The organism is Paracoccus bogoriensis, assembly GCF_019431455.1.
GTDB classification, from domain to species: Bacteria; Pseudomonadota; Alphaproteobacteria; order Rhodobacterales; family Rhodobacteraceae; genus Paracoccus; species Paracoccus bogoriensis.
Genome location: NZ_JAHYSR010000032.1, coordinates 1 through 25,634, shown reverse-complemented (window position 1 = coordinate 25,634; position 25,634 = coordinate 1). Strand labels below are relative to the sequence as shown.

Sequence of the window (25,634 nt, the reverse complement as noted above, 5' to 3'; positions counted from 1 at the left end):
CCGATGATCGTCGAACGCCCCCGTGACCTGCTCGTCAAGAAGATCCTGGCGCATGGCTTCCTGCTGATCTTTCTGGCGCTGATCCTGTTCCCCTTTCTGATGGTCCTGTCGATCAGCTTTCGTCAGGGAAATTTCGCGGTCGGCTCGCTGATCCCCGACAATCCCACGCTGGAGCATTGGGTTCTGGCCTTCGGCTTCGACTATACCCGCGCGAACGGAGAGGTTGTCTCGCCGCCTTATCCGGTCCTGTTGTGGATGTGGAACTCGATCAAGGTCTCGGTGATCGCGGGGCTGGGCGTGCTGGCGATCGCGACCATCTCGGCCTATTCCTTCAGCCGCATCCGCATCCGCGGCAAGAACGCGATGCTGGACGCCCTGTTCCTGATCCAGATGTTCCCCACGACACTGGCGCTGGTGGCGATCTTTGCCATCTTCGACGCCCTGGGCGGCGTGACGCCAATTCTGGGGCTGAACAGCCATGTCGCGCTGATCCTGATCTATCTGTCGGGCGTGACGCTGCACATCTGGACGATCAAGGGCTATTTCGACTCCATAGACCGCGCGCTGGACAATGCCGCAGCCATCGACGGCGCGACGCCGTGGCAGACCTTTCGATACGTGTTCCTGCCCCTGGCGGTGCCGATCATGGCGGTGGTCTTCGTGCTGGCCTTCATCGGCTTCATCAACGACTACCCGATCGCCTCGGTCCTGATCCGGTCGGAAAGCCAGATGACGTTGGCCGTCGGCGCACGGCTTTATCTGAACGAATTTCGCTATCTGTGGGGCAATTTTGCAGCAGCCGCGATCCTGTCCGGCCTGCCCATCACGATCGTGTTCCTGATCGCGCAGCGATACCTGGTCCGGGGCCTTGGCGAAGGCGCCGTCAAGGGCTGAGGCCGGACCAATCCAGAAATGCCCGTTCCTCGTCAGGTCCGCCTGGCGACCGGACGGTCAAGACCGCGCCTGGCCGCGAAACGGCCTGGCCGGATGACAACCACCAGAGGGAGACAGGGATGAAACCGATCATTGTCGCGGCGGCGTTCTGCGCCGCCATCGGGGCTACCGCCGTTCAGGCGGAATCGCCCTTCAGCACGACCGGCTATCTGCGGATCGGCGTGGGCGAAAGCGCAGGCGGCGATCTGGCCGCGATGCAGTTGAACGGCGCATGGGCCAAGTATCGTCTGGGCAACGAGGACGATTTCTACGGTGAATTCGGAATCGGGATGGACGCTCCGCTTGGCAATGGCAGCGCCCTTGTCGGGGGGGTGCGTTATCATATCGCGGGGGACAGCAATGACCTGACCGATCGCGGCAGCTTCGACGCAAGCGTTGCCCTGCGCGAGGCCTGGCTGGGATACCGCGGGCTGGGTGCGGGCGCCTTGGACGAGGCGGCGATCTGGGCCGGGCGCCGCTACTACAAGCGCAAGGACATCCACATCAACGATTTCTACTATGAGAGCTATTCCAATTTCGATGGCTACGGGCTGGGGGTCGAAAATATTGCACTGAGCTACGGCACGTTGTCGGTCGCGGGATTCCGCGAAAGGTTCAATCGCGTCCACACTTATGATGCCCGGCTTGAAAACATCGCTCTGGCCGAGAACTGGACAGGAGAAATCGGCGTCGCCTTCGCCGATGCGCGGGGCGATGCGACGGGCGACAATGGTATTGCGTTGCGGGGTCATGTGCAGCGCGACGGGTTTTTCGGCGGATACATGAAGGCCAGCCTGATGTATTCCAACGGTGCGGCCTTCGGGTTCTCGGCCGACGGGGCGCCCGATGTCGGCAAGGACCGCTCGCTTCTGCGGGCGCAGATGCATGGGCTGGTGCCGCTGGACGATCGGACAGAGCTGTTCTTTGTCGCGCTTCATCAGATTGACGATAACGATGGCGAGCAGTCGAAATGGACCTCGCTTGGGATTCGGCCGCATTACGCGCTGAGCGACAATTTCGCCATCGCGACCGAGATCGGCTATGATCGCGTCAGCGACAACAGCGGCGACCGCGACCTGCTGAAGGGCACGCTGGCGGGCATCTACACGTTCGGCCAGAGCGGCTTCTGGGATCGCCCGCAGCTGCGCGCCTATGTGACGCGCGGCACCTGGAGCGATGTCGGCGCTATCTCGAAACAGGAAGCCTATGGCACGAACACGGCCGGAACAACGGTCGGCCTGCAATTCGAGACCTGGTTCTGAAAACCCTTGCCGCAGGGGATGTCCCCTGCGGCAACCTGCACCGTCCGATCTGGGCGCGCGGGCGTCCGGTCCAACGCCGAGTGCGCGGCGACCTCCGCGGGGAAAAGGGCGTCGTTGGCGCCACGGCACCGGCCCGTCGCTGGCGCGATCCCCGGCACGGCCGGGGCCGGTCAACAGGCCGTTGACCAGAGGCCGAAGACGATCCGATTCTTGCCCGGATGTGCAAGCCGGGGCTGCGTTACCGGCTCAAACCGCCGCTGATACTGGGCACGTCGCCCGCTGCGAAACCGTAATGCCGCAACCAGCGCAGGTCGCTTTCAAAGAAGGCGCGCAGGTCTGGAATGCCATATTTCAGCATTGCGATCCGGTCGATCCCCATGCCGAAGGCAAAGCCCTGCCATTGCGACGGGTCGATTCCGCCCGAGCGCAGGACATGAGGATGGACCATGCCCGAGCCCAGGATTTCCAGCCAGGAATTACCCTTGCCGATCTTCAACTGGCCGCCCTCCCACGAGCAACGGATATCGACCTCGGCCGAGGGTTCGGTAAAGGGGAAGTGCGAGGCGCGAAAACGCAGTTCGACCTGATCCACCTCGAAGAAGGCGCGGCAGAATTCTTCCAGCGTCCATTTCAGCTGTGCCATGGAAATGTCGCGGTCGATGGCCAGACCCTCGATCTGGTGGAACATCGGCGTGTGCGTCTGGTCCATGTCCATGCGATAGACGCGGCCCGGCGCGATCACGCGGATCGGTGCGCCGTGTTCCTGCATTGCGCGGATCTGGACGGGGCTGGTATGGGTGCGCAGCACATGCGGCGGGCGGTCGTCGCCCGGGGCGCGGTGCATGAAGAAGGTGTCATGTTCCTGGCGCGCGGGATGTTCGGGCGCGATGTTCAGCGCGTCGAAATTGAACCAGTCGCTTTCCACCTGCGGGCCTTCTGCCACGGAGAAACCCATATCGGCAAAGATTGCCGTCACCTCGTCAGTGACCTGGCTGATCGGGTGGATGCTGCCCTGGCGGCGCGGGCGTCCCGGCAGGGTCACGTCCAGCCATTCCTCGCGCAGCCGCGCGTCCAGTGCGGCATCTTCCAGCGCCAGCTTGCGGGCGCGCAGCGCGGCGTCGATCTCGTCGCGGATCTCGTTCAGGGCCTTGCCGATGGTCTGGCGTTCCTCGGGGCTCATGCGGCCCAGTTCGCGCATCTTCAGGCTGATCTCGCCCTTCTTGCCAAGCGCGCCGAGGCGGACATCCTCCAGCGCGTTCGGATCGGCGGCGGCCGAGATGCGGTCAAGCCATTGCTGGCGCAGGGGGATCAGATCATCCATGTCGGGCCTCATTCCAGTTGCGGAGGCGTTAGCATGGTGGCGCGCGCGGGAAAAGCCTGGCAACGTCATCTGTTGCGCGGCTGTCGGGGACAACGCCGCCGACCGGAGGCTGTTGCCCGCCAGACAACCGGATCGTCGATGCCGGGTCGCGGGCGGTCTGGGCGCCGCCTTGGCTCAGCGGGGCCCGGTCTGGCCACTGTCATGCGGGTCGAATCCGGCCATGACCACCTCACGGGTGCGGCAATCGTCGCACATCGTCAACAGGCGGCGGCGGCTTTCGCCCTCGGGGCCGCTGAACATCCAGTGGCCTTCCAGCCTTTCCATCACCCGGCGAATGCTGGAGCCTGTCCCGAAGGGCTTGCCGCAGGAGGTGCAGCAGAAAGGCTCTTCCTCCTTGAGAATGCGACGTGGCTGGGACCAGGCGGCGAAGTCGATGCGGGGCTCGATCGTGATGGCCTGTTCGGGACAGGTCGCTTCGCAGATGCCGCATTGCACGCAGGCGCTTTCCGAAAAGCGCAGGCTGGGCTTGTCGGGCATGTCGCCAAGCGCGCTGGCCGGGCAGGCACCCACGCAGGACAGGCAGAGCGTGCAGGCATCCGTATCCAGATGCACGGTGCCAAAGGGCGCACCCGCGGGCAGGGCGATGCGGCTTGCGGGGGCAGGGGCGGTGCGGTTCAGTTCCGCCATGGCCAGTGTCAGCAGGCCGCGCTTGTCCTCGGGCGGCAGAAAGCCTGACCGCGCGGGCCGGGCCGCGGGGGCGGGGTGCCAGAGGGCGGCCTCCAGCGCGTCGGGATCGTCGGTCTGGACCAGCGCGCAGGCATCGGCGGCAAGGCCCGAGGCAGAGCAGACCGCGCCCATCAGCGTCAGGGTCGCGGCCAGCCCGTCCAGCGGATGGGCGGGCCGGTCCTTGGCCAGAACGCGGACCCCGCCCGCGCCCCAGGCCAGCGCCGCCGCCATGATTTCGGGGCCGACCTGGCTGGGCTCGTTCACGGGGACCGGGATGACATGGGCGGGCAGGCCGCGCCCGAACCGCGCCATCGCGTCGATCAGGGGCGCGCCGTGGCCTTCGTCGTGGAACAGGATCACGGGCGCGGTCCTGGCGCCCGCTGCGAACCAGGCCTGAAGGCCCCGGCGCAGGCGCTGCGCGATATTGACGACGACCGGCAGCGCATAGGCGGCGGCCCCGGTGGGGCAGGCTGCCGCGCATTGCCCGCAGCCCGCGCAGATGGCAGGGTCGATCATCACGCTGTCGCCCGCCGGCGTGATGGCGCCGGTCGGGCAGAGGTCCAGGCAGCGCGTGCAGCCGGTCAGCGTGTTGCGCGAATGGGCGCAGAGGCCGGGCGTGAAGTCGATGAATTTCGGCTTGTCGAACGTGCCGACCATCTGCGCGGCCTCGGCCACCAGCCGCGCGACCGCGCCCCGGTCGCGCGGATCGGCGCGCAGATAGCCGGGGCGGGTCGTGTGGAACAGTGCGGGATTGCCGGTCAGGTCGATCACCAGATCCGCGCGCGACACGGCCCCGTCGCGGCCGGGGCCGAATTCCAGCCTTGCGCGGGACGAGGGCGCTGGCGCGGCAAAGGCATTCACGGTCAGTTCGAACGCGCCCAGATGGCCGCGTGCGGCACCGATCCGGCCCTGCATGACGGGCCAGGTCGTCTGGCGCGGCGGGACCACATCGGACCCCGGCAGCAGCAGCACCGTGATATCCAGATGGTCGGCCAGATCGCGTGCGACCTCCAGAGCGGTCGCGTCGCGGCCAAGGATCAGCGCGACACCGTTGCTTTCCAGGGTGACGACCTCGAATGGGCTGGCCTCGATCTCGGCCATGGCCAGCAGGGCGGCCATCTTGGGCGCGGCCTTTGCTCCTTCGTCCGACCAGCCCGCCGTCTCGCGGATATTGGCGAAGCGCAGCGTGCCGTCATAGCCCGCATCCTGTGCTACCTCGGAGAACAGCGGCGCCTCCTGCGTGCAAGCCACCGTGATCCGTGCGAAATCGCCAAGCGCCGCGCGGAAATGGTCCAGCTGGGCGCGGCAAAGCTGGGTCGCTGGCCTGCCCTCGGCGCCAAGCGTTTCGGGCGCCAGGGTCATCGTTCCCTCGCAGGTGCAGATCATTCGCGCGTCTGTCATGTCGGGCTGGGCCTTTTCGATGGGCTTTGGCTGGACTATCTGTGCAGATGTAGTCCGAACTGCCTGCAAAAGGTAGCGGGGGAGGAGCGGAATGTCACAAACCATCGCGCCCGCACGGGTGGATCTGCCGCCGGCATTCACGCTGCACCGCAGCGACGCGCGCGACGCCCTGGTCGAGGCCGCCCGGCTGGCGCCTGACCATGGTGCGGGCCTTCTGGTCATGCATGAATCGCCCGGCCTGCTGGCCTTTGCCGTCGTTCTGGAACCCGAAGTGCCACTGGCAGAGGCCCGGCGCGCGTTTCTTCTGGGCATGACCGCGCTGGCCGATGCCTTGGCTGCGCATTGTCCGCCGGAACGGCCCGTGCGGCTGGAGTGGCCCGACCGGGTGATCTATGATGCCGCGCGTCTGGGGGGCGGACGCCTTGTCGTGGCGCCCGGCTGTGCCGAGGATCAGGTGCCCGACTGGATGGTCTTTGGCGCTGAACTCATCGCGGATCGCGACCAGATTGCCGAGCCCGGGCTCTATCCGCACAGCACCTCGTTGAAAGAGGAGGGCTTCGACCCCGCAGGGCTGATCGTCTCGACCTTCGCGTCCTACATGATGCTCTATTTCGACCGCTGGACGCATGACGGCTTTGATGCCGTGACCAACCGCTACCTGATGCGCGTGGATCCGCCGCTGCTGCGCGGCGTCCGGCGGATCGAGGGCGACCGCCTGTTCGAGATGACACCCTCGGGCGGTGGCCGCCGCTTTGCCGCCCTGGCCGAGGCACTGGCCGCGCAGGACTGGCGCGACGAGACGGGGCCGCGCCTGTGACCCGTCTGCCGCGCACCATCCGGCTGGACGCCTCCGACACGGTCGTCTTTGCCCGCGCGGCAGAGCCGGGCGAATGGGCGGTGCCGGGCACGTTCCTCTTCTGGGGGCGCGATGCCGGCGATCTGTCCCGAAAGGAGGCCATCGCCTTCCGCTCGGGCTTTCTGGGGGTGGACAGCTTCGGGCATTCCACCCTTGTCACCGTGCAGCAGGCCAGCGCCGCCGAGCGTGCGGCGATGGTCGAGACGCTGGCGCGCCAATTGGTCGTGCATCTGGGCGCGCCCTCGGTCGAGGCCGCCCGACCCGCCGCCGAGGAAGAGGTCGCCCTGGCCGAGGCCCTGTGCCACGGCCACGACCTGAACCGCCTGATCGCGCTGCATCGGCGGCATGACGGCCCTGATATCCGCGAACAGTTCCGCACGCTGAGGCCCCGCGATGAGACCGCCTTTTCGGCCAGCCACCTTCGGGGCCATGACCGCGCCTTCCAGTTCTTCGAGGAAGTCGAGGATCACGTGGACATCTTCGATCTGAAAGGGCGGGTCTGATGCCGGAATTCTGGGTTGCCTCGGGCCATCATCTGACGCGGCTGGACGCGGCAGGGCGCATGGTGGTCACCGACGAATTGCTGCTGGCATGGCTGGCGCGCCCCGAATTGCTGCCCCCGCCCGATGCCTGCGCGGCGGAACGGGCGCTGCATGGGCGGCTGCTGCAGAGGCCCCGCGCCGAGGTGCCTGTATCCGAACTGGCCGCTTTGGCCGACCGTGACGCGCAAGAGAACTGGCGTTTTTTCCTGACGCTGCGCGATCACCTGCTGCGCGCGGGCACGATCGAGGCCGGATATGCCGCCATCATGGAACAGGGCCTGCGCCTGCCAGTCCTATTCCTGTCGCAACTGGTGCAGCTGATCCTGCGCAACGCGCTGGACGGCTGCGATGATCCCCAAGTCCTGCGTGCGGCCGAGTGTCTTTTCCGACCCCAGCGCGCGCATGTGAAGGACGGAAGGCTCTTGCTGGCCGATGACGAGTTGGTGACGCAATTCGCCCGGGACATGCAGGCCGCGCCTCTGACCGCGATGTTCTCGGGCGGGGTGGACGGGCTGGACGTGCTGGGCGGCGGCAATGAATGGACCTATTGGTCGCGTTCCGACGCGCATACGACCGTGCTGAACTTCGGTGGCGACCCTTTGGCGCGGGCGGGCATGGCGCGGGCGCTTGAGGCCTTCATCACGCATATGTTGGGGATCGAAGTGACGGTGACGGCGCAGACCTCGGCCCAGGATGTCGATCTGCGCTGGTATGTGGGCCTTGATCCCGCAGGGACTGCAATCGGTGATGCGCTCTGGCATGGACGGGCGCTGCCCGCGACACTGGTGGGTCTGTTCCGGCTGGATTTCGGGCCTCATGTGCCGGTGCGCGCCGATCTTGCGGGCCAGCCGGTCTGGCTGATCCTGGGCCTTCCGGCCGATAACACGCTGCGGATGAAGCCGCAAAACCTGCTGTCGGGTCTGCCTTTGGCAGAACCTGCGCTGCATTAGGGGGGAAAAGCCGATGCCACAGCACGTCCTGCGTCTCGGCGTTCTGGCGATCCGTCGCCCTCCGGTCACCCGCTGGGGCAAGGGCGAATTGCAGCCCACGGCCGTTCTGACGCCTGAACCCCGGACCCCCGCCAACACGCTGCTGATAAGCGAGGATGGCGTCGAGACCTGGTATCTGGGTGGGCGCGACCTGATCCTGTGGTCGGGCGATACCGGGCATCACCGCGACAACCTGCAATCCGGGCGCCCGTCGATCTGGGTGGCGCTGCGGGGCGCCGATCCCGCCCGGGCGCGGCTGGTCTGCCTGACCGCCGATCCTTACGAGGGCGAGGGTCTGGCTTCGGATCTGGACCTGATCGTGGCGGCAGTGCCGATGCCGCCCGCTGTTCAGGCGACGGTCCAGCACTTTGTGGCGACCCATCACGTCGAGATCCCGTTCAAGAAGCGCAAGCGCTTGCCGAACGATCCCAATGCGCTGATCGCACGCGGTCCGCGCGTGCTGCGGCCCGAGGATTCGTGGCAGGCGCGCAAGGGCAAGGGGCTGGACCTGTGAGCGACAAGGATGACAACTTCCTGTCGCGCTGGTCGCGCCGTAAACGCAAGGCCCGGACCGCGCCCGAGCCAGAGCAACCCGCAGCCGAAGCCCTGCCTGAAACTGAACCCGTCGAACCCGAAACCCTGTCCGACGAGGAATTGGCCGCCCTGCCGCGCATCGAGGATCTGACCGCAGGCAGCGACATCCGCGCCTTTCTGCGTCCCGGCGTGCCTGCCGTGCTGAAGAACGCGGCGCTGAGGCGGATCTGGATGCTGACACCCGCGATTCGCGATCACCGCGATCCGGCGGTGGATTACGCCTGGGACTGGAACACGCCTGGCGGCGTCCCGGGCGACGGCTGTGCCCCGGCGCCGGAACGCGCGGCGCAGATGCTGCGCGATCTGCTGGCCCCCCCGAAGCCGCCGCCCGCGCCCGAACCTGCGGACGCGCCCACCATGGCCGAGGCCCCTTCCGAGGCTTCAGCCGCGTCCGAAGATCGTGGCTCGATCCTGCCTGACGCTGCTGCGCAAGCTGCGCATCCCGACGATGATTCGCCAGCCCCGCAGCGCCCTCACCGGCATGGCGGTGCATTGCCGACCTGACGCCGCGACCGCGTTGTCGCGCCACCGGTCGATACCAGAGCCGGGGCGCTGGTCGCAGCTCTGCCGGATCTTGTGGACAGAATAGCGTCAATCCGCTAACGTTTACATCCCGTTGCATGTCAATGCAGCGATCAGAGGAAATGCACTGACATGACAGACAGCCAGCCCGCTGCGGGGCCAGCTATCGAGGGAATGGACCGCGCCCGTGGCGATCAGTATCGCTTCCTGGGCGCTCTGCTTGCTGCTGCGCCTTCGCAGGATCTGCTGGACGGTATTGCCGGCCTGTCCGGCGATTCGACGGCGTTCGGCCAGGCGGTGAACGCCTTGGCCGCTGCGGCGGCGCGCACCGATGCCGCCCAGGTCGAACGCGAATTCTTCGCTGTCTTCGTCGGTGTCGGGCGCGGCGAATTGCTGCCCTATGGCAGTTTTTACCGGACCGGCTTCCTCAACGAGCGCCCGCTGGCCGAGGTTCGCGCCGATCTGGCACGCCTTGGCGTCGCGCGGGCCGAGGGCCGGTTCGAGCCCGAGGACCACATCGCCCTGCTGTTCGAGGTGATGGCAGACATGGCCCATGGCCGGATCGCGGCCGGCCTTGATGAACAATCGGCCTTTTTCGCGCGTCATGTCGCGCCTTGGGCCGGGCAGTTCTTCGACGATCTCGCCGTGGCGCCCAGTGCCCGGTTCTATCGTTCGGTGGCCGAGTTGGGCCGCCTGCTTGTCGATATCGAGGCGCGCGCCTTTTCGCTGGCGGCGTGAGGTTGGAAATCATGATTCGCGCAGGGTGGCCTGACCCGCGCCAGGGAGGGGAAAGAGATGACCAAGGACAAGACCAAGGGCTCGTCGTTGAACCGTCGTGCCTTTTTCGGGGTCGCGGCCACAGGGGCGGCCGCAACGGCCCTGGGTGCGGGATCGGCGATGCCGGCCTTCGCGGAAACCGGCGATGAGCGCACGCGGGCGCGTTATCGAAAAACCCCCCATGTCGAGACCTATTACCGCACCAACCGCTACTATCCCCGGGGGGACAAGTGATGCTGACCAAACGCAGAAATCGTGAAACGGCAGCCACGGGCCGTCTGTCGCAACTGGCGGCATCGGTCGCGGCCAAGCCCCTTGACCGCCGCAGCTTCCTGCGGGCCTCAGGCCTGTCGGTGGGCGGACTTGCCGCGCTTGGCACGCTTGGCGCGGGCATGACCCGCCGGGTCGAGGCGTCGGGCTTCACCGACCTGTCGCAGCCCGTCGAGATCAGGACCAACATGTGCACCCATTGTTCGGTCGGCTGCACGGTCAAGGCCGAGGTGCAGAACGGTGTCTGGGTCGGTCAGGAACCGGCCTATGGCAGCCCGATCAACCGCGGCACGCATTGTGCCAAGGGTGCCTCGGTGCGCGAGCTGGTCCATGGCGATCGTCGGGTCAAGTATCCGATGAAGAAGGTCGGCGGCGAATGGCAGCGCATCAGCTGGGACCAGGCGCTGGACGAGATCGCCGAGAAGATGACCGAAATCCGGGGCCGTTCGGGCGCTGATTCGGTCTATTTCCTCGGCTCGGCCAAGTTCTCGAACGAAGGGGCCTATCTCTTCCGCAAGTTCGCGGCCTTCTGGGGCACGAACAACGTGGATCATCAGGCGCGCATCTGCCACTCGACCACGGTCGCGGGCGTGGCCAACACCTGGGGCTACGGCGCGCAGACCAACAGCTACAACGACATCCGCAACGCAAAGACTGTCGTGTTCATGGGCTCGAACGCGGCCGAGGCGCATCCCGTCTCGTTGCAGCACATCCTCGAGGGCAAGGAGACGCAGCGCGCCAATGTCATTGTCCTTGATCCGCGCTTTACCCGCACGGCGGCTCATGCCACCGAATATGTGCGTTTCCGTCCCGGCACCGACATCGCGGTCATCCACGGGATGCTGTGGCATATCTTCGAGAATGGCTGGGAGGACCGGGAATACATCGCCCAGCGTGTCTGGGGCATGGATCAGGTCCGCGAGGCCGTTCGCGCCTATCCGCCCGATGTGGTCGAGCGTATCTCCGGGGTCGATGGCCAGACGCTGAAGCGCGTGGCCGAGAAATTCGCCAAGGAACGCCCCTCGACCTTCATCTGGTGCATGGGCGGCACGCAGCACACGGTCGGCACGGCGAATGTGCGTGCCTACAACATCCTGCTTCTGGCGACGGGTAATGTCGGCGCCGAAGGCAACGGCGCCAACATCTTTCGCGGGCATTGCAACGTGCAGGGCGCGACCGATTTCGGCCTGGATGTGGGCAACCTGCCTTGCTACTATGGTCTGGGCGCCGGTGCCTGGAAGCACTGGGCCCGCGTCTGGGATGTGCCCTACGAATATTTCGTCAGCCGTTTCGACGCCGTGCCTGCCAAGGGTGGTCGCGAGGCGCGCACACCCGAACAGAACATGGAAGTGCCGGGCATCACCTCGACCCGCTGGTTCGACGCCGTGACGATCGACACGGATGAAATCGACCAGCAGGACAATATCAAGGCGATGATCGTCTTCGGGCACGGCGGCAACACCGTTCCTCGAATGCAGGACGCGCAGCGGGGCATGGATGCGCTGGACCTGCTGGTCGTGGCCGACCCGCATCCGACCACCTTTGCCGCGCTGCACTCGCGCACGGACAACACCTATCTGCTGCCGATCTGCACGCAGTTCGAATGTTCGGGTTCGCGCACGGCGTCGAACCGGTCGGTTCAGTGGGGCGAAAAGATCGTCGATCCGATCTTCGAATCCGACAATGATTATGCCGTCATCTATGCCCTGTCGCGGCGTCTCGGCTTTGCCGACGAGATGTTCAAGAACTTCGAGATGGTGCAGGGCAAGTTCGGGATGGAGCCCACGCCGGAATCCATCCTGCGAGAGATCAACCGCGGCGGCTGGTCCACCGGCTATACGGGGCAATCGCCCGAACGCCTCAAGGCGCATATGGCCAATCAGGACAAGTTCGACCTGATCACCCTGCGCGCCCTGCCAGATGCGCCCGAGGAAATCCGCGGCGATTATTACGGCTTGCCCTGGCCCTGTTGGGGAACGCCGGAATTGCGCCATCCGGGGACGCATATCCTTTACAATACCAACCTGCACCCGATGGAGGGCGGTGGCGCCTTCCGTCCGCGCTTCGGGCTTGAACACGAGGGCCAGACCCTTCTGGCCGAGGGCAGCTGGCCGCGCGGCTCCGAGATCCAGGACGGTTATCCCGAATTCACCTTTGCCCTGCTTGAACAACTGGGCTGGGACAGCGACCTGACCGCTGAGGAACGCGCGACGATCATGCAGATCGGTGGTGACGATCCGGGCGCGGTGTCCTGGTCCACCGATCTTTCGGGCGGCATCCAGCGTGTCGCGCTGAAACATGGCTGCGTGCCCTTTGGCAACGGCAAGGCCCGCGCGGTGGCGTGGAACCTGCCCGACCCGATCCCGGTGCACCGCGAGCCTCTCTATTCGCCGCGCCCCGATCTGGTCGCCGAATACCCGACCCGCGAAAACGGCCGACAGCAGAGGATGCCGAACATCGGCAAGACCGTGCAAGAGGCGAACCTGGCCAACAACGTCCACGAGAGCTTCCCGCTGATCCTGACCTCGGGGCGGCTGGTCGAATACGAAGGCGGCGGCGAAGAGACCCGCTCGAACCCGTGGCTTGCCGAATTGCAACAGGACATGTTCGTCGAGATCAACCCCGAGGATGCGGCCGCGCGCGGCATCGTCGATGGGGGCTGGGTCTGGGTAACGGGCGCCGAGGGCGGCTCGAAGGCTCGGGTGAAGGCCCTGGTCACAGAGCGGGTGGGCAAGGGCGTGGCCTTCATGCCCTTCCATTTTGCGGGCTGGTTCCAGGGCGTCGATCAAAGGGGGAATTATCCGCAGGGCACGGACCCGATCGTGCTGGGCGAATCGGTCAACGTCATCACCACCTACGGTTATGACCCCGTGACCGGTATGCACGAGGGCAAGGTCACACTTTGCCAGATCGCGGCTGCATAAGGGAGGATGCAGGATATGGCACGAATGAAATTCCTTTGCGACGCTGACCGCTGCATCGAGTGCAACGCCTGCGTCACGGCCTGCAAGAACGAACACGAGGTGCCTTGGGGCATCAACCGCCGCCGGGTCGTCACCATCAATGACGGTCTGCCGGGCGAGCGTTCGGTTTCGATGGCCTGCATGCATTGCACGGACGCACCCTGCGCCTCGGTCTGCCCGGTGAACTGCTTCTACACCACCGCCGATGGTGTTGTCCTGCACAACAAGGACACCTGCATCGGCTGCGGCTATTGCAGCTTTGCCTGCCCCTTCGGTGCCCCCCAATACCCGCAGACCGCGAATTTCGGAACGCGCGGCAAGATGGACAAGTGCACCTATTGCTCGGGCGGTCCCGAGGCCGATCACAGCCAGGCGGAATACGTCAAATATGGCGCGAACCGTCTGGCCGAGGGCAAGCTGCCGCTCTGCGCCGAGATGTGCTCGACCAAGGCTCTTCTGGCGGGCGACGGCGACATCATCGCCGAAATCTACCGCGAACGCGTCGTGACGCGCGGCTACGGCTCGGGCGCTTGGGGTTGGCGCACGGCATATGGCGAAACCGTATCGGTCTGAGGAGAAAACCGATGAGTAATCTTCTCACCCGCTTCCTTGCCGTGCTGTCCCTGGCCGTCGGCCTGTCCGGTCCGGTCATAGCGCAGGTCAATCCGACGGCCAGTTCAGTGACCGAGGACCAGCTGTTCGAAAGCCTGGGCACTGCCCCTGTCGTTGGTCGGGTCACCATTCCCGATGCGGCCGCAGCCTATCTGATCAAGCCCGAAAACAAGTCCTGGGCTGCCCTTCAGGCCGAGACGCTGCATCTTCTGGTCGTCGGGCCGATCGTGGCGATCATCGTTCTGCTGGCGCTGTTCTACCTGGTCCGTGGCAGGATTCGGGTCGATTCAGGTCTGTCGGGCCGCACCATCCTGCGCTTCAACGCGCTAGAGCGCTTTGCGCATTGGACGCTGGCCAGCACCTTCATCATCCTGGCGCTGACCGGCCTGAACATCGTGGTCGGTCGCTGGCTGATCCTGCCCCTGATCGGGGCCGACGCCTTTGGCACGCTGTCCGCCTGGGGCAAGCTTGCCCATAATTTCCTGGCCTGGCCCTTCATGATTGCCCTGGTGCTCGTCCTGCTGCTCTGGGCCGTCCACAACATTCCGAACGCCGTGGACTGGCAGTGGATCAAGCAGGGCGGCGGGCTTCTGAAAAAGGGTGTTCACCCGCCCGCCAGAAAGTTCAATGCCGGGCAGAAGCTGATCTTCTGGTCTGTCATCCTGGGCGGAGCGGCGCTGTCCTTCACGGGGATCATGATGCTGTTCCCCGCGCAGGCCGGGACGCCTGCGGACTGGCAGCTCTATCAGACGATCCATGCCCTGACCGCCGCCGGCCTGACGGCGGTCATCATCGCGCATATCTATATCGGCTCGGTCGGGATGGAGGGCGCCTTCGACGCCATGGGCTCGGGCGAGGTCGATGAGAACTGGGCGCGCGAGCATCATTCGCTGTGGGTCGAAGAGATCAAGGGCGAGACGGGCGCAGCGGGTCATCCCAAGGCGCATCCCGCCGAGTGATGCCCTGAGACATGCCTGACGCGCTCGGCCCGGCTGGGCGGGGCGCGTTCACACCGCAGGAACCCGATATGGCCGAACTCAGCGACGACATGCTGCGCAATGCGTTGGCGGGTCTGTTCCTGCCTGACGGAACCGACCTGCTGGACTCGGGCCGAATCGTTCTGGGTGTTGTTGGAAACCGCGTGAACCTGTCCATCCAGACCAGCCCGGCCGAGGCGCCGTCGCTGGCCGCGCTGCGTGATCAGGCCGAGGCGCGACTGCGCGCCGTTCCGGGGATCACCAGCGCCTTTGTGGTGCTGACCGCCGAAACACCCGCCCCCCCAAAACTGGATGCCCGGCCCGCGTCCAAGAACGACCCTCTGGCGCGGGTGCGCCATGTGATCGCCGTGGCTTCGGGCAAGGGCGGTGTGGGCAAGTCCACGACCACGGTCAATCTGGCCCTTGGCATGGCGGCGCAGGGGCTGAAGGTGGGTGTCCTAGACGCTGATATCTACGGCCCCAGCCTGCCCACGCTGCTGGGCCTGCATGGCAAGCCCGCAGCCGAGGGGCGCAAGCTGCGGCCGATGCAGGCTTACGGTCTGCGCGCCATGTCGATGGGCGTTCTGGTGGATGCGGAAACCGCGATGGTCTGGCGCGGGCCGATGGTCATGTCGGCGATCACGCAGATGATGGCCGATGTTGAATGGGGCGCACTGGACGTGTTGCTGGTGGACATGCCCCCCGGCACCGGCGACGCGCAGCTTGCGCTGGCGCAGGGGACGCGTCTGTCGGGCGCGGTGATCGTGTCCACGCCCCAGGATCTGTCGCTGATCGACGCTCGGCGCGGCATCGCCATGTTCCGCAAGGTCGATGTGCCGATCCTGGGCATCGTCGAGAACATGGCACATTTCATCTGCCCTGATTGCGGCAGCCGGCACGCGATCTTTGGCGAGGGCGGCGCGCAGGCCGAAGCCGCGCGGTTGCGTGTGCCTTTCCTTGGTGCCGTCCCCCTGACGATGGAACTGCGCGCTGCCTCCGATTCCGGCCAGCCCATCACCGCGCGCGACCCCGACGGGGTGCTGGGCGCGATCTACCAACGGATCGCCCGGTCGATCCTGGCCGGGCTCAGCCCCGAGCGCCGGGCCCTTGGCCCCAACCCATGAGGAGAAACCGATGAAAGCCTTTGCCGCCGCGGTCGTCTTTGCCGTGATTGTCGCCTATGGCGCCAGCCATATCCTGAACGCCAATTTCCAGAGCGCCGCCTATTCCGCTTTTACGACCGAGGGGGCGCGGGTGGACAATCCCGGCTCGAACCTGCTGGGTAACTGAAGCGATGCGCCTTGCTGCGCTGGCTCTTGTTCTGATGGCGTTGCCCGTCTCCGCGCAGAATCCCGTCGGTCATGGCGGGCCGGTCAGCGCGCTTGACGCCGGGGCGCAGCGGGTCGTGTCGGGCGGCTTCGACGGCCGCGTCATCCTGTGGCACGCTGATGACGGCATCGCCGCGCGGATCGAGCATTTCCACAGCGGCAATGTCAGCGCGGTATCGCTGCTGCCCGACGGGTTCGCCAGCGCCGCTCAGGATGGACGTGTGGCGCTGTGGCGCGCGGGGCAGGATGGGCCTGTCTGGGCCACCCCGCCCGGGCCTGCACCGGTGACGGCCCTGGCCTATGCGGACGGCGCCCTTGCGGCGGGCTTTGGCGATGGCCGCATCGGCCGGATCGCGCTTGCCGATGGCAGCTTGACCGCGTTCGATGCGCATGACGGGCGGGTCACGGGGCTGGCCTTCATGGCGGACGGCACACTTGTTTCGGTCGGCGCGGATTTGCGCTTTGCCCGATGGGACGCAGGCGACCGGCTGGTGGCGCGCGGCAATCTGCCGGGTCTGCCCAACGGCCTTGCCCGCGCCGGGGATGTGCTGGCCGTGCCCTTCGCCGATGGCAACCTGCGGCTGATGTCGGCCGATGGCGCGCTTCTGCCCGAGCGTTTTCTGACCGACCGTCCGCTGATTGCGGTGGCCTCGGCGCCTGGCACGGTCGCGGCTGCGGCGGTTGATGGCGCGGTCTGGATTCTGGATCTGCCCTTTCTGACCATTCGGGCCGAGGTTCCGGGCGGGGCCGGTCCGGTCTGGGCGCTCGCCTTGGACGAGGACGTGCTGTTCACCGCGGGTGCGCAAGGCGTCATCCAGCGCTTTTTGCTCGCCGATGGGCATCCCCTTGGCGCGTCAAAGCCTGTCTCTGATGGCTCCGAGCAGGACGGCAGCCGCGGCGCCGAGGTCTGGCGGGCCTGCGCCATCTGCCATTCTCTGGCCCCCGGCGATCATTCCCGCGCTGGGCCCAGCCTGCACGGCCTGTTCGGCCGCCGGATCGCCAGTGTCGAGGGCTATGCCTTCTCGCCGGCCCTGCGCGATCTGTCGATCATCTGGACGCCCGAGACCCTGTCCGCCCTGTTCGAGCAAGGCCCCGAAGCCTATACGCCGGGTTCGCGGATGCCCGATCAGCGCATCGCCGATCCCGAGGACCGCGCGGCCTTGGCCGAGTATCTGGCGCAGTTCGCCCCCTGAGACCGCGTGACGCCCCTGCCTCAGGGGCTGGCATCGCGCGCAAGGTGGGCTATACCTGCCCCCATCATGCCGGAAGCACCATGACACCGACCTGCCCCTTGTTGCCCGATCCGACGCTGCCGCGCCTGACGCGCGCGGTCCGCGGGCATGACCAGACCGGGGCCGAGATCGAGATTGCCGTGGTCGAGGAACGCCCGCTGACGATCTACCTCAATAGCCAGGAGATCGTCACCGCCATGACGATCGGCGATTACCCGGAATATCTGGCGCTTGGCTTCCTGCGCAATCAGGGGATGCTGCGTGACGATGACGTGGTGACCGGCGTCGATTACGACGAGGATGTCGAGACCGTCGTCGTCCGCACCGCGACCCAAAGCAATTACGAGGAAAAGCTGAAGAAGAAGACCCGCACCAGCGGTTGCGCGGTGGGCACGGTCTTCGGCGACATGATGGAGGGGCTGGAGGGCGTGACGCTGCCTGAAGCCGAAATCCGCACCAGTTGGCTTTACGCCCTGGCGCGGCGCATCAACACCCTGCCCTCGCTTTATCTGACCGCGGGGGCGATCCATGGCACGGTCCTGTGCCAGCAGGACCGCGTTCTGGTCTATATGGAAGATGTCGGCCGCCATAACGCGGTGGACAAGGTTGCGGGCTTCATGCTGCGCCATGACGTGCCTGCGTCGGACAAGATCCTCTACACGACGGGCCGCCTGACATCCGAAATGGTGATCAAGACGGCGATGATGGGGATACCGGTTCTGGCCTCGCGCTCGGGCTTCACGGCATGGGGCGTCGAGATCGCGCAGCGATTGGGTCTGACGCTGATCGGCCGGATGCGCGGGCAGCGGTTTGTCTGCCTGTCGGGCGAGGGGCGGCTGATCCGCGACGCCGATCTGGCGCATGTCCCCGACGAGGATCGCAGGCATCGCCGCAAGGGAGCCGAGGAATGATCGCGGGCATCGTTCTGGCAGGCGGGCGGGCCACGCGGATGGGCGGCGGCGACAAGGGCCTGCTGAAGGTCGGCGGGAAGCGCCTGATCGACCATGTGCTTGACCGCTTGACACCCCAAGTGGGCGCGGTGGCGATCAACGCCAATGGCGATCCCGCGCGCCTGTCGGAGTTCGGTCTGCCCGTGCTGTCCGACAGCCTGCCCGGCCATCCCGGCCCTCTGGCCGGTGTTCTGGCGGGCCTGGACTGGGCAGCCGAGCAGGGCGCCGATGCCATCGTGACCGCTGCCGCCGACACGCCTTTTTTCCCGCGCGACCTGGCGGCGCGTCTGGCGGCCCATGCGGGTCCGTCGGGTCTGTGCCTTGCGGCCAGCCCGGATCAGACGGGCAAGTTGCGGCGCCACCCGACCTTTGGTCTTTGGCCCGTCGCGCTGCGCGATGACCTTCGCGCCGCGCTGACGGGGGGCTTGCGCAAGATCGTCTTGTGGACCGACGGGCTTGGCGCCGGTCTGGCCGCGTTCGACAGCGCGCCCTTCGATCCGTTCTTCAACGTCAACACGCCTCAGGATATCGTCCGGGCCGACGCGCTGGCTCGTCGGGCATGAGGGTTTACGGCATCACCGGCTGGAAGAATACCGGCAAGACCACGCTGACCGAACGACTGGTTGCGCATTTCGCGGGGCAGGGCCTCAGCGTCTCGACCGTCAAGCACGCTCATCACGACACCGAGATCGACCATCCCGGCCGCGACAGCTTCCGCCATCGGCAGGCGGGCGCAAGGCAGGTCATCGTCGCCTCGCCGGCCCGATGGGCCGTGATGACGGAGCTGCGCGGCGATGCCGAACCGGCTCTGGCCGATCTGCTGGCGCATCTGGCGCCCTGCGATCTGGTCCTGGTCGAGGGCTACAAGCGCGCCCCCTATCCCAAGATCGAGACCCACCGCGCCGTCATCGGCCGCGCCCTGCTGGCGCCGGGCAATCCCACGATCCGGGCCATCGCCTCGGACAGCGCGCTTGCCATCGGCCTGCCCCGCTTCGATCTGGACGACATTCCCGCCATCGCCGCCTTCATCCGATCCGAGGTGCACCTATGAGCCTGACCCCGCCGCGCCTTCGCAACGATGCCTTTGCCATGCCGCAGGGGGTGGACTGGCTGCCGGTGGACGAGGCCCTGGCGCGGCTGCGCGCCGCCCTTCATGCCGTGACCGACACCGAGGAAAGTCCCACCGCTCAGGCCGTGGGGCGCGTGCTGGCCGCGCCCGCCATTGCCATGCGCTCGAACCCGCCCATGCCCAATGCGGCGGTGGACGGCTACGGTTTTGCCCATGCAGCAACGGGCGAGGGCGTGCAGCGTCTGCCTCTGGCGCAGGGGCGCGCGGCGGCGGGGCAGCCCTTTGACGGCACACTGCCGATGGGTCAGGCGTTGCGGATCCTGACCGGCGCGATCCTGCCCCCCGGTGTCGATACGGTCGTGATGCAGGAGGATTGCGCGACCGATGGCACGACATTGGTCTTTGACGGGCCGGTCAAGCACGGCGCGAACACGCGCCAGGCGGGCGAGGATCTGGCCCTAGGCGCCGTGGCCCTGCCCAAGGGCCGCCGCCTTGGCCCGGCCGATGTCGCCCTGCTGACCGCGCTTGGCATCGCGCGGGTGCAGGTGCATCGCCGCCTGCGCGTTGCGGTCCTGTCCACCGGGGACGAATTGTTGTCCGACCCGTCGCGCGCCGCCTTGCCGCACCAGATCTATGACGCGAACCGCCCGATGCTTCTGGCCCTGGCCGAAGCCTGGGGCTTCGAGCCGGTCGATCTGGGCCTTGCCCCCGATGATCCGGCCCAGATCGCCGCGCGGTTGGACGAAGGCGCGGCGCAGGCCGATGTGATCCTGACCTCGGGCGGCGCCTCGGCAGGGGACGAGGATCACGTCTCGCGGCTGTTGCGCGATCAGGGCACGCTGACCAGTTGGCGCATCGCGATCAAGCCGGGCCGCCCGCTGGCGCTGGCCCTGTGGCAGGGCGTGCCGGTCCTTGGCCTGCCGGGCAACCCGGTCGCGGCCTATACCTGCGCGCTGGTCTTTGCGCGCCCTGCACTGTCGCTGCTGTCGGGCGCGGGCTGGACGGTGCCGCAGGCCTTCACGGTGCCTGCCAGTTTTTCCAAGCGCAAGAAGGCGGGCCGCCGCGAGTTCCTGCGCGCGCGGTTGGATGCCGAGGGCCGGGCCGAGGTCTTTGCCTCCGAGGGTTCGGGCCGGATCTCGGGGCTGTCATGGGGGACGGGATTTGTCGAACTGCCCGACGAAGCCTGCGAGATCGGCCCCGGCGATCCGGTGCGCTTTTTGCCCTACGCCTCGTTCGGGGTCATGCAGGGCGCGGCGGGCTAAGCCGCCTCAGCCGTTCCACAGAACCTTGCCCAGATCGGTCAGGTCGTAACCGCCCAGATATTCGGCCCTGCGGGCAAAGCCATCCGTGCGCGCAAAGGCCAGCAGCGTCTGAATAGGCGGCTCGAAATAGTCGCGTCGGGTCATTGCCAGATCGAAGCTTTCATCCGCGACCAGCGGCAGAAAACCCAGATGCCCGGCCACGGCCTGAAGGCCAAGACCCAGATCGGCCATTCCTGTCTCGATCAGGGCGGCCAGATCGGCGTGGGTCTCGGTCGGTAGGTCCGCGATGGTCAGGTCGGCCATGGTCAGCCCTTCGCGCGACAGAAGCATCTCGAGCAGTCGGGTCGATCCGGCACCCGCGCCGCGTGTCGCAAAGCGCAGCCCGCGCTCTGCGGCGTCCTTCAGCCCGGCGATCCTCAGGGGATTTCCGGGCGCAAGGATCAGGCCCTGCACGCGCCGCGCCCAATGGATGAGCACATGCGACGTGCCGGGCAGATGGGCGCGCGCCGCCGCGATGTTCCATTCGCCCGTCTGCGGGTCGATCAGGTGAAACCCCGCCAGAACCGCACGCCCCGCCGCCAGGTCTTCAAGCCCCTGAACCGATCCGCGCGCCAGCACCGCCAGCCCGCCGCCCGATTGCCTGAGCGCCCATTCCAGCAGCGGATCGTTCGAGCCTGCATAAATCGGTGGCGCGGCGCCAATTCCCGCGGCAGGCAATTCGGTTTGCGCTTCGAGCCAGGCGTCGATCAGCCTGCGTGGGAACAGAAGCTTGCCGGTGACGCGGCTGAACGGGATCGTCTGCCGCGCAACCATCTCGTAGATGGTCCTTTCCTTGATACGCAGATATTCGGCGACCTCTGCAGTCGTCATCAGCGGTGATGGCAGAGGACAGTTATCGCGCATCCTGATGCAAAAACCTGCAAAAGTTACATGTTTGAATCATGTCGCTGTTTTTGCTTTCTTCTGGAAATCTGCGCAAGGAGTTACTGTGGACGGGCCTTTTGCAACCGCCTTTACCCTGATTGCCAGCGGCGATGACGCGCTGCTGCAAATCATCGGCCTGTCGCTGCGTGTCACCTTGGGCGCGGTGGCGATTGCCTGCGTGATCGGGCTGCCCCTGGGGGCGGCGCTGGCGCTGGCGCGGTTTCCGGGTCGTGGGGCGATGATCGTGGTGTCGAACGCGCTGATGGGCCTGCCGCCGGTCGTCGCGGGGCTGGTCGTCTATCTGCTGCTGTCCCGATCCGGGCCGCTTGGGCCGCTGGCGCTGCTGTTCACGCCGACGGCCATGATCATGGCGCAGACGCTTCTGATCCTGCCCATCGTGATCTCTCTGACCCGGTCTGTGGTCGAGGATCTGTGGGCCGAATATCGCGAACAGCTTCTGTCGCTTGGAGCGGGGCGGCTGCGGGCCGTGCCGACGTTGCTGTGGGACGGGCGCGTGTCGCTGCTGACGGGGGTGCTGGCGGGTTTCGGTCGCGCCAGCGCCGAGGTGGGCGCGGTTCTGATCGTTGGCGGCAATATCGCGGGTCATACGCGCACCATGACCACCGCGATCACGCTGGAGACCAGCCGCGGCAATCTGGGGCTGGCGGTCGCGCTTGGGATCGTCCTGCTTACCCTGACCCTGACGCTGAACGCGCTGGCCTGGGGGGTTGGGCAATGGGCGCGGGGGCGGCTGGGATGAGTGCGCCGATCCTGCCCTTGTCGCTTGAGGATGTGACCTATGCGCCGCGCGGCGCAGCCCTGCTGTCGGGTCTGACGCTGCGCGTCGAGGCCGGGCGACGACTGATCGTGATGGGTGCAAACGGCGCGGGCAAGAGCCTGTTTCTGCGGCTCTGCCACGGCTTGATCGACCCCAGTGCGGGCCGCCGGTTCTGGGCCAGCGGCGAGCCGCGGCCCGAGGCGCAGGCCATGGTCTTTCAACGCCCCGTCCTGTTGCGCCGATCCGTGGCGGCCAATCTGGATTATCCTCTGGCGCTGCGTGGTCTGGCGCGTGCGGCGCGGCGCGAGGCGGTGGCCCTGACGCTGGACCGTTTCGGGCTGGCGGCGATGGCGGATCGCCCCGCGCGGCTTCTGTCGGGCGGCGAACAGCAACGCCTTGCGCTGGCCCGGGCCTGGGCGATACGACCGCAAGTGCTGTTTCTGGACGAGCCGACTTCGGCGCTGGACCCAGCGGCCACCCGCATCATCGAAGAGATGGTTGCCCGGTTTTCCGACGAGGGCATCACCATTGTCATGACCACGCATGATCTTGGACAAGCCCGGCGTCTGGGTCAGGACGTGGCCTTTCTGCATCGCGGCCGCCTGATCGAACACCGCCCGGCCGCCGACTTCTTCGCGGGGCCCGAAACGCCCGAGGCGCGCGCATTCCTTGCGGGTGATCTGATCTGGTAATCGCAAAAGGTGAGGCAAGCGAAGCGTGACCCATAGCTGCCGTGTCATTCTGACAGCCGCCTCTGCCTTGGGGCTTCTGGTCGCGCTGCCCGCCGCCGCGCGGGATTTCATCACCGTCGCCGTGACCACCTCGACCGAAAATTCGGGCTTGTTCGGGCATATCCTGCCGATCTTCGAGGCCGAAACGGGGATCGAGGTGCGCGTCGTCGTGCAGGGGACCGGGCAGGCGCTGGAGACCGGACGCCGGGGCGATGCGGATGTGGTTTTCGTTCATGCCCGCGCTCAGGAAGAGACCTTTGTGGCCGAGGGCTACGGGGTCGAGCGTTTCGACGTGATGCACAACGATTTCGTCATCGTCGGCCCCGGCGACGATCCGGCCCGCCTGCGCGAGGCCCCGGACGCTGCCAGCGCGATGGCGGCCATTGCCGCGGCCGGCGCGTCCTTCGTCTCGCGCGGGGATGACAGCGGCACCCATGTCGCGGAAAAGGCCCTGTGGTCCGCGGCAGGGATCGAGCCTGCGGGCGAATGGTATCTGTCCACCGGTTCCGGCATGGGCGCCATGCTGAACATGGCCGCGCAGCTGCCTGCCTATGCGCTGACCGATCGCGGTAGCTGGCTTGGCTTCGACAATCGTGGCCCGCTGGAAATCGTCCATCAGGGCGACCCGGCGCTGTTCAACCCTTACGGCATCATCCTGGTGAACCCCAAGAGGCACGCCCATATCAAGGCCGAACAGGGGCAGGCCTTCATCGACTGGATTATCTCGGATGCGGGGCAGGCGGCCATCGCAGGTTTCACCATCGGGGGCGAGCAGCCGTTCCTTCCCGCCACCCGCAGCGAGTGATCGTCAGGGGCATTTATCACGGCGCCTGGCCAGGTTCTGGACATGACCTGGCTTCTGGGCTTTTCCAGCCCCTTGCGCAGGCTCGGCCGGGCAGGGGCATTCGCCGCGCGGGTCAGGACAAGCGATGCGGCGATCCGGTCGCTCGTGCGCGGTTGACCGCCCCCCGTGAGGGGCGTCGCGCTGCGGCCGCCGATCTGGCCGAAGCCTCGGCGTCGAGACGCTGCGCCTGATGCTGAACGCCGAGACCATCGCCTTTGGCGTTCGGCTCGGCCCGCTTCTGTGCCCGGCGGCGATCCGTGATTTCAACAGCCCGGCATGGTGGCCGTCTTGCGCGAAGGCGGCCGCGACGCGGTGCATCCGGGCGCACGGCCGCACGAGGTCAGGGCGCTGCAGGCTGCCCTGCGCGCGGCCCGCGAGGCGCATGACGGCCTGCTGGGCCACAAGAGCTCTGCCGACGCCCTTCTGTCCGCGACAGCCCTTGTCAGCGGCCCGTTCAAGAAACAATGCTTCCGGGAGAAAATGTGGAGGCTCGGATGCTGGGATTTCTGGTCAATGACGGGCAGGGCGGTCTGGATGCGTTGTTGGCCAATGCCGCCGCGTGCCTGGCGCGGGAAGGCCTGCGCATCGCGGGTGCCTTGCAGCAGAACCACGAGGTTGCGCCGGACCGGCCCTGCCGGATGATGCTGGCGGTTCTGGGCTCGGATCGCGTCGTCGCGATCTCTCAGGATCTGGGGCGCGATGCGAAGGGCTGTCGGCTGGACCCTCAAGGGCTGGCCGAGGCCGTGGCCCTTGTCGAGGCTGGGATGGCCCGTGCTGCACCCGATCTTCTGATCGTCAACAAGTTCGGAAAATCCGAGGCCGAGGGGCGCGGCTTTCGCGATCTGATCGGCAAGGCGCTGGCGGATGGCATTCCGGTCCTGACCACGGTGTCGGCGATACAGAAAGCGGCGTTTCTGGACTTTGCCGGAGACATGGCGACGGAGGTCAGCGCCGAACTGCAGGCGATCACCGCATGGTATTCCGCCTTTCGCGGCGTATGGGCCTAGGCGCCTGAGGGGCGGCCCGGACCACGGCGGATCACGAAGATGCGGGCTTGCCCGCCCTCGGGCTCTTCGGTGGCGACCAGTTCGTGACCGGCCTCGGCACAGAAATGCGGCACGTCGATCACCGCCGCCGGATCGGTCGCGACCAGCCGCAACAGGCTGCCCGGCGCCATGGCCTTGAGCCGCTTGCGCGCCTTGAGCACGGGCAGGGGACACAAGAGCCCCGTTGTATCAAGCATTTCAGCATCGGCTGACATCGGTGCAGAGTCCCTGTGGTCTCGTGTCAAACCTAGCGGCCTGGGCGCATCACTGCAATCCGGCGGAGACCGCGACCCGACCGAAGGACGAGCGTAGCCCGATCCGGTTTCAGATGCGTCATTCTTCGCCCGCGTGACAGGCGGCGGCCTGTGCCCCGCACGGCGTCAGGGCTGGGATCTCGGACCGGCAGCGATCATTGGCAATGGGGCGGCGCGTGTGGAAGAAGACAGCCCGGCGGCGGGTCGATGGGATCTGGATCTCGCTCTCGACCTTTTCACGGCGGCGGCCGGTCATCCGGATGTCCGGCACTGCGTCCAGCCGCATTCGCATATATGGGTGGCAGGGTGTGGCGAACAGCGCCTCGGACGGGGTGATTTCGCCCAAGCGCCCCAGGTAGAGCCTCCCGATCTCGTGCGCGTTTCGCGGTCACCTTGACCTGCCCCTGTTTTCAGGGCCACTCGCAAGTCGAGTTTGTTCTCTTTTTGTGTGCCATTATTCGGCGGCGTGAG

28 protein-coding genes are annotated in these 25,634 nt (G+C 66.7%); 23 read left to right on the top strand and 5 right to left on the bottom strand.

Features of this window, described 5'->3' with window-relative positions; genetic code table 11:
* Positions 1–3 precede the first annotated feature (3 nt).
* Together malG and KY389_RS13735 are read left to right on the top strand one after the other, a co-directional pair.
* Entirely contained in the window at positions 4–894 is an 891-nt protein-coding gene (malG, locus tag KY389_RS13740; protein ID WP_219831556.1) for a maltose ABC transporter permease MalG, read from the top strand.
* 119 nt (positions 895–1,013) lie between these two features.
* A complete protein-coding gene (locus KY389_RS13735; protein WP_219831555.1) occupies positions 1,014–2,195 on the top strand; it encodes a carbohydrate porin in 1,182 nt (393 codons plus the stop codon).
* A gap of 238 nt (positions 2,196–2,433) precedes the next feature.
* Here KY389_RS13735 and pheS read toward each other — a convergent pair whose 3' ends face one another.
* Together pheS and KY389_RS13725 are read right to left on the bottom strand one after the other, a co-directional pair.
* Positions 2,434–3,516: a phenylalanine--tRNA ligase subunit alpha gene (pheS, locus tag KY389_RS13730; protein WP_219831554.1), complete on the bottom strand. Its 1,083-nt coding sequence runs from the start codon at positions 3,514–3,516 to the stop codon at positions 2,434–2,436.
* Positions 3,517–3,690: 174 nt separating this feature from the next.
* A complete protein-coding gene (locus tag KY389_RS13725) occupies positions 3,691–5,643 on the bottom strand; it encodes a 4Fe-4S dicluster domain-containing protein (RefSeq protein ID WP_246588135.1) in 1,953 nt (650 codons plus the stop codon).
* 91 nt (positions 5,644–5,734) lie between these two features.
* Between KY389_RS13725 and KY389_RS13720 the strand changes: the two genes are divergently transcribed.
* From KY389_RS13720 to KY389_RS13640, 17 genes are all read left to right on the top strand, one after another.
* Positions 5,735–6,460 carry a biotin/lipoate--protein ligase family protein gene (locus KY389_RS13720; protein WP_219831553.1) on the top strand — a complete coding sequence of 242 codons (726 nt, stop codon included), beginning with the start codon at positions 5,735–5,737 and terminating at the stop codon, positions 6,458–6,460.
* Positions 6,457–7,002: a DUF6505 family protein gene (locus KY389_RS13715; RefSeq protein WP_219831552.1), complete on the top strand. Its 546-nt coding sequence runs from the start codon at positions 6,457–6,459 to the stop codon at positions 7,000–7,002. Before KY389_RS13720 ends, KY389_RS13715 begins: the two co-directional genes overlap by 4 nt.
* Positions 7,002–7,991, top strand: a complete 990-nt coding sequence (locus KY389_RS13710) for a DUF6352 family protein (protein ID WP_219831551.1) — start codon at positions 7,002–7,004, stop codon at positions 7,989–7,991. The genes KY389_RS13715 and KY389_RS13710 overlap by 1 nt, the downstream gene beginning before the upstream one ends.
* A gap of 13 nt (positions 7,992–8,004) precedes the next feature.
* Positions 8,005–8,544 (top strand): DUF3305 domain-containing protein, encoded by a 540-nt coding sequence (locus KY389_RS13705; protein WP_219831550.1) that lies wholly within the window; start codon positions 8,005–8,007, stop codon positions 8,542–8,544.
* Positions 8,541–9,128: a DUF3306 domain-containing protein gene (locus KY389_RS13700; protein ID WP_219831549.1), complete on the top strand. Its 588-nt coding sequence runs from the start codon at positions 8,541–8,543 to the stop codon at positions 9,126–9,128. The genes KY389_RS13705 and KY389_RS13700 overlap by 4 nt, the downstream gene beginning before the upstream one ends.
* 150 nt (positions 9,129–9,278) lie before the next feature.
* Complete coding sequence (locus tag KY389_RS13695) at positions 9,279–9,884, top strand: TorD/DmsD family molecular chaperone (RefSeq protein WP_219831548.1); 606 nt, start codon at positions 9,279–9,281, stop codon at positions 9,882–9,884.
* 57 nt (positions 9,885–9,941) lie between these two features.
* Complete coding sequence (locus KY389_RS13690; RefSeq protein ID WP_219831547.1) at positions 9,942–10,157, top strand: hypothetical protein; 216 nt, start codon at positions 9,942–9,944, stop codon at positions 10,155–10,157.
* Positions 10,157–13,117, top strand: coding sequence for a formate dehydrogenase subunit alpha (locus KY389_RS13685; RefSeq protein ID WP_219831546.1), 2,961 nt, complete (start codon positions 10,157–10,159; stop codon positions 13,115–13,117). The genes KY389_RS13690 and KY389_RS13685 overlap by 1 nt, the downstream gene beginning before the upstream one ends.
* Positions 13,118–13,132: 15 nt before the next feature.
* Entirely contained in the window at positions 13,133–13,729 is a 597-nt protein-coding gene (fdh3B, locus tag KY389_RS13680; RefSeq protein WP_219831545.1) for a formate dehydrogenase FDH3 subunit beta, read from the top strand.
* Between the two features lie 11 nt (positions 13,730–13,740).
* A complete protein-coding gene (locus KY389_RS13675) occupies positions 13,741–14,727 on the top strand; it encodes a formate dehydrogenase subunit gamma (RefSeq protein ID WP_246588134.1) in 987 nt (328 codons plus the stop codon).
* Between the two features lie 68 nt (positions 14,728–14,795).
* Positions 14,796–15,869 carry an Mrp/NBP35 family ATP-binding protein gene (locus tag KY389_RS13670; protein WP_246588133.1) on the top strand — a complete coding sequence of 358 codons (1,074 nt, stop codon included), beginning with the start codon at positions 14,796–14,798 and terminating at the stop codon, positions 15,867–15,869.
* Between the two features lie 10 nt (positions 15,870–15,879).
* Positions 15,880–16,035, top strand: a complete 156-nt coding sequence (locus KY389_RS13665; protein ID WP_219831544.1) for a hypothetical protein — start codon at positions 15,880–15,882, stop codon at positions 16,033–16,035.
* A gap of 34 nt (positions 16,036–16,069) precedes the next feature.
* Positions 16,070–17,266, top strand: coding sequence for a c-type cytochrome (locus KY389_RS13660; RefSeq protein WP_219831543.1), 1,197 nt, complete (start codon positions 16,070–16,072; stop codon positions 17,264–17,266).
* An 80-nt stretch (positions 17,267–17,346) separates the two neighbouring features.
* Positions 17,347–18,216: a formate dehydrogenase accessory sulfurtransferase FdhD gene (locus tag KY389_RS13655; RefSeq protein WP_219831542.1), complete on the top strand. Its 870-nt coding sequence runs from the start codon at positions 17,347–17,349 to the stop codon at positions 18,214–18,216.
* The gene (gene mobA / locus KY389_RS13650; protein ID WP_219831541.1) at positions 18,213–18,818 is read left to right on the top strand and encodes a molybdenum cofactor guanylyltransferase MobA; all 606 of its coding nucleotides are present in this window, start codon (positions 18,213–18,215) and stop codon (positions 18,816–18,818) included. Before KY389_RS13655 ends, mobA begins: the two co-directional genes overlap by 4 nt.
* Positions 18,815–19,306, top strand: a complete 492-nt coding sequence (mobB, locus tag KY389_RS13645; RefSeq protein WP_219831540.1) for a molybdopterin-guanine dinucleotide biosynthesis protein B — start codon at positions 18,815–18,817, stop codon at positions 19,304–19,306. Before mobA ends, mobB begins: the two co-directional genes overlap by 4 nt.
* Positions 19,303–20,586 (top strand): molybdopterin-binding protein, encoded by a 1,284-nt coding sequence (locus tag KY389_RS13640; RefSeq protein WP_219831539.1) that lies wholly within the window; start codon positions 19,303–19,305, stop codon positions 20,584–20,586. Before mobB ends, KY389_RS13640 begins: the two co-directional genes overlap by 4 nt.
* Positions 20,587–20,592: 6 nt before the next feature.
* Here KY389_RS13640 and KY389_RS13635 read toward each other — a convergent pair whose 3' ends face one another.
* A complete protein-coding gene (locus KY389_RS13635; protein ID WP_219831538.1) occupies positions 20,593–21,456 on the bottom strand; it encodes a helix-turn-helix transcriptional regulator in 864 nt (287 codons plus the stop codon).
* A gap of 118 nt (positions 21,457–21,574) precedes the next feature.
* On the opposite strand from KY389_RS13635, the gene KY389_RS13630 reads away from it, so the two are divergent.
* From KY389_RS13630 to KY389_RS13615, 4 genes are all read left to right on the top strand, one after another.
* A complete protein-coding gene (locus KY389_RS13630) occupies positions 21,575–22,270 on the top strand; it encodes an ABC transporter permease (RefSeq protein ID WP_343222967.1) in 696 nt (231 codons plus the stop codon).
* Positions 22,267–22,980 carry an ATP-binding cassette domain-containing protein gene (locus KY389_RS13625; protein WP_246588132.1) on the top strand — a complete coding sequence of 238 codons (714 nt, stop codon included), beginning with the start codon at positions 22,267–22,269 and terminating at the stop codon, positions 22,978–22,980. The genes KY389_RS13630 and KY389_RS13625 overlap by 4 nt, the downstream gene beginning before the upstream one ends.
* A 25-nt stretch (positions 22,981–23,005) precedes the next feature.
* A complete protein-coding gene (locus KY389_RS13620) occupies positions 23,006–23,824 on the top strand; it encodes an ABC transporter substrate-binding protein (protein ID WP_219831535.1) in 819 nt (272 codons plus the stop codon).
* Positions 23,825–24,357: 533 nt separating this feature from the next.
* Positions 24,358–24,870, top strand: coding sequence for a DUF2478 domain-containing protein (locus tag KY389_RS13615; protein WP_219831534.1), 513 nt, complete (start codon positions 24,358–24,360; stop codon positions 24,868–24,870).
* Here the strand turns inward: KY389_RS13615 and KY389_RS13610 are convergent.
* On the bottom strand, positions 24,867–25,124 hold the full coding sequence (locus tag KY389_RS13610; RefSeq protein WP_219831533.1) for a sulfurtransferase TusA family protein: 258 nt from the start codon (positions 25,122–25,124) through the stop codon (positions 24,867–24,869). The two genes, KY389_RS13615 and KY389_RS13610, sit on opposite strands and share 4 nt — an antisense overlap.
* Positions 25,125–25,242: 118 nt before the next feature.
* Complete coding sequence (locus KY389_RS13605) at positions 25,243–25,509, bottom strand: oligopeptide/dipeptide ABC transporter ATP-binding protein (protein ID WP_219831532.1); 267 nt, start codon at positions 25,507–25,509, stop codon at positions 25,243–25,245.
* Between the last annotated feature and the right edge of the window lie 125 nt (positions 25,510–25,634).

Bases quoted from the DNA above. Each gene is read 5' to 3' on its own strand.
- malG (WP_219831556.1), top strand. From the start codon at position 4: ATGATCGTCGAACGCCCCCGTGACCTGCTCGTCAAGAAGATCCTGGCG.
- KY389_RS13670 (WP_246588133.1), top strand. From the start codon at position 14,796: ATGGCCGAACTCAGCGACGACATGCTGCGCAATGCGTTGGCGGGTCTG.
- KY389_RS13710 (WP_219831551.1), top strand. From the start codon at position 7,002: ATGCCGGAATTCTGGGTTGCCTCGGGCCATCATCTGACGCGGCTGGAC.
- KY389_RS13640 (WP_219831539.1), top strand. From the start codon at position 19,303: ATGAGCCTGACCCCGCCGCGCCTTCGCAACGATGCCTTTGCCATGCCG.
- KY389_RS13675 (WP_246588134.1), top strand. From the start codon at position 13,741: ATGAGTAATCTTCTCACCCGCTTCCTTGCCGTGCTGTCCCTGGCCGTC.
- KY389_RS13655 (WP_219831542.1), top strand. From the start codon at position 17,347: ATGACACCGACCTGCCCCTTGTTGCCCGATCCGACGCTGCCGCGCCTG.
- pheS (WP_219831554.1), bottom strand. From the start codon at position 3,516: ATGGATGATCTGATCCCCCTGCGCCAGCAATGGCTTGACCGCATCTCG.
- KY389_RS13705 (WP_219831550.1), top strand. From the start codon at position 8,005: ATGCCACAGCACGTCCTGCGTCTCGGCGTTCTGGCGATCCGTCGCCCT.
- KY389_RS13725 (WP_246588135.1), bottom strand. From the start codon at position 5,643: ATGACAGACGCGCGAATGATCTGCACCTGCGAGGGAACGATGACCCTG.
- KY389_RS13695 (WP_219831548.1), top strand. From the start codon at position 9,279: ATGACAGACAGCCAGCCCGCTGCGGGGCCAGCTATCGAGGGAATGGAC.
- KY389_RS13610 (WP_219831533.1), bottom strand. From the start codon at position 25,124: ATGTCAGCCGATGCTGAAATGCTTGATACAACGGGGCTCTTGTGTCCC.
- KY389_RS13615 (WP_219831534.1), top strand. From the start codon at position 24,358: ATGCTGGGATTTCTGGTCAATGACGGGCAGGGCGGTCTGGATGCGTTG.
- KY389_RS13720 (WP_219831553.1), top strand. From the start codon at position 5,735: ATGTCACAAACCATCGCGCCCGCACGGGTGGATCTGCCGCCGGCATTC.
- KY389_RS13735 (WP_219831555.1), top strand. From the start codon at position 1,014: ATGAAACCGATCATTGTCGCGGCGGCGTTCTGCGCCGCCATCGGGGCT.
- KY389_RS13635 (WP_219831538.1), bottom strand. From the start codon at position 21,456: ATGACGACTGCAGAGGTCGCCGAATATCTGCGTATCAAGGAAAGGACC.
- fdh3B (WP_219831545.1), top strand. From the start codon at position 13,133: ATGGCACGAATGAAATTCCTTTGCGACGCTGACCGCTGCATCGAGTGC.
- KY389_RS13660 (WP_219831543.1), top strand. From the start codon at position 16,070: ATGGCGTTGCCCGTCTCCGCGCAGAATCCCGTCGGTCATGGCGGGCCG.
- mobA (WP_219831541.1), top strand. From the start codon at position 18,213: ATGATCGCGGGCATCGTTCTGGCAGGCGGGCGGGCCACGCGGATGGGC.
- KY389_RS13690 (WP_219831547.1), top strand. From the start codon at position 9,942: ATGACCAAGGACAAGACCAAGGGCTCGTCGTTGAACCGTCGTGCCTTT.
- KY389_RS13665 (WP_219831544.1), top strand. From the start codon at position 15,880: ATGAAAGCCTTTGCCGCCGCGGTCGTCTTTGCCGTGATTGTCGCCTAT.
- KY389_RS13685 (WP_219831546.1), top strand. From the start codon at position 10,157: ATGCTGACCAAACGCAGAAATCGTGAAACGGCAGCCACGGGCCGTCTG.
- mobB (WP_219831540.1), top strand. From the start codon at position 18,815: ATGAGGGTTTACGGCATCACCGGCTGGAAGAATACCGGCAAGACCACG.
- KY389_RS13625 (WP_246588132.1), top strand. From the start codon at position 22,267: ATGAGTGCGCCGATCCTGCCCTTGTCGCTTGAGGATGTGACCTATGCG.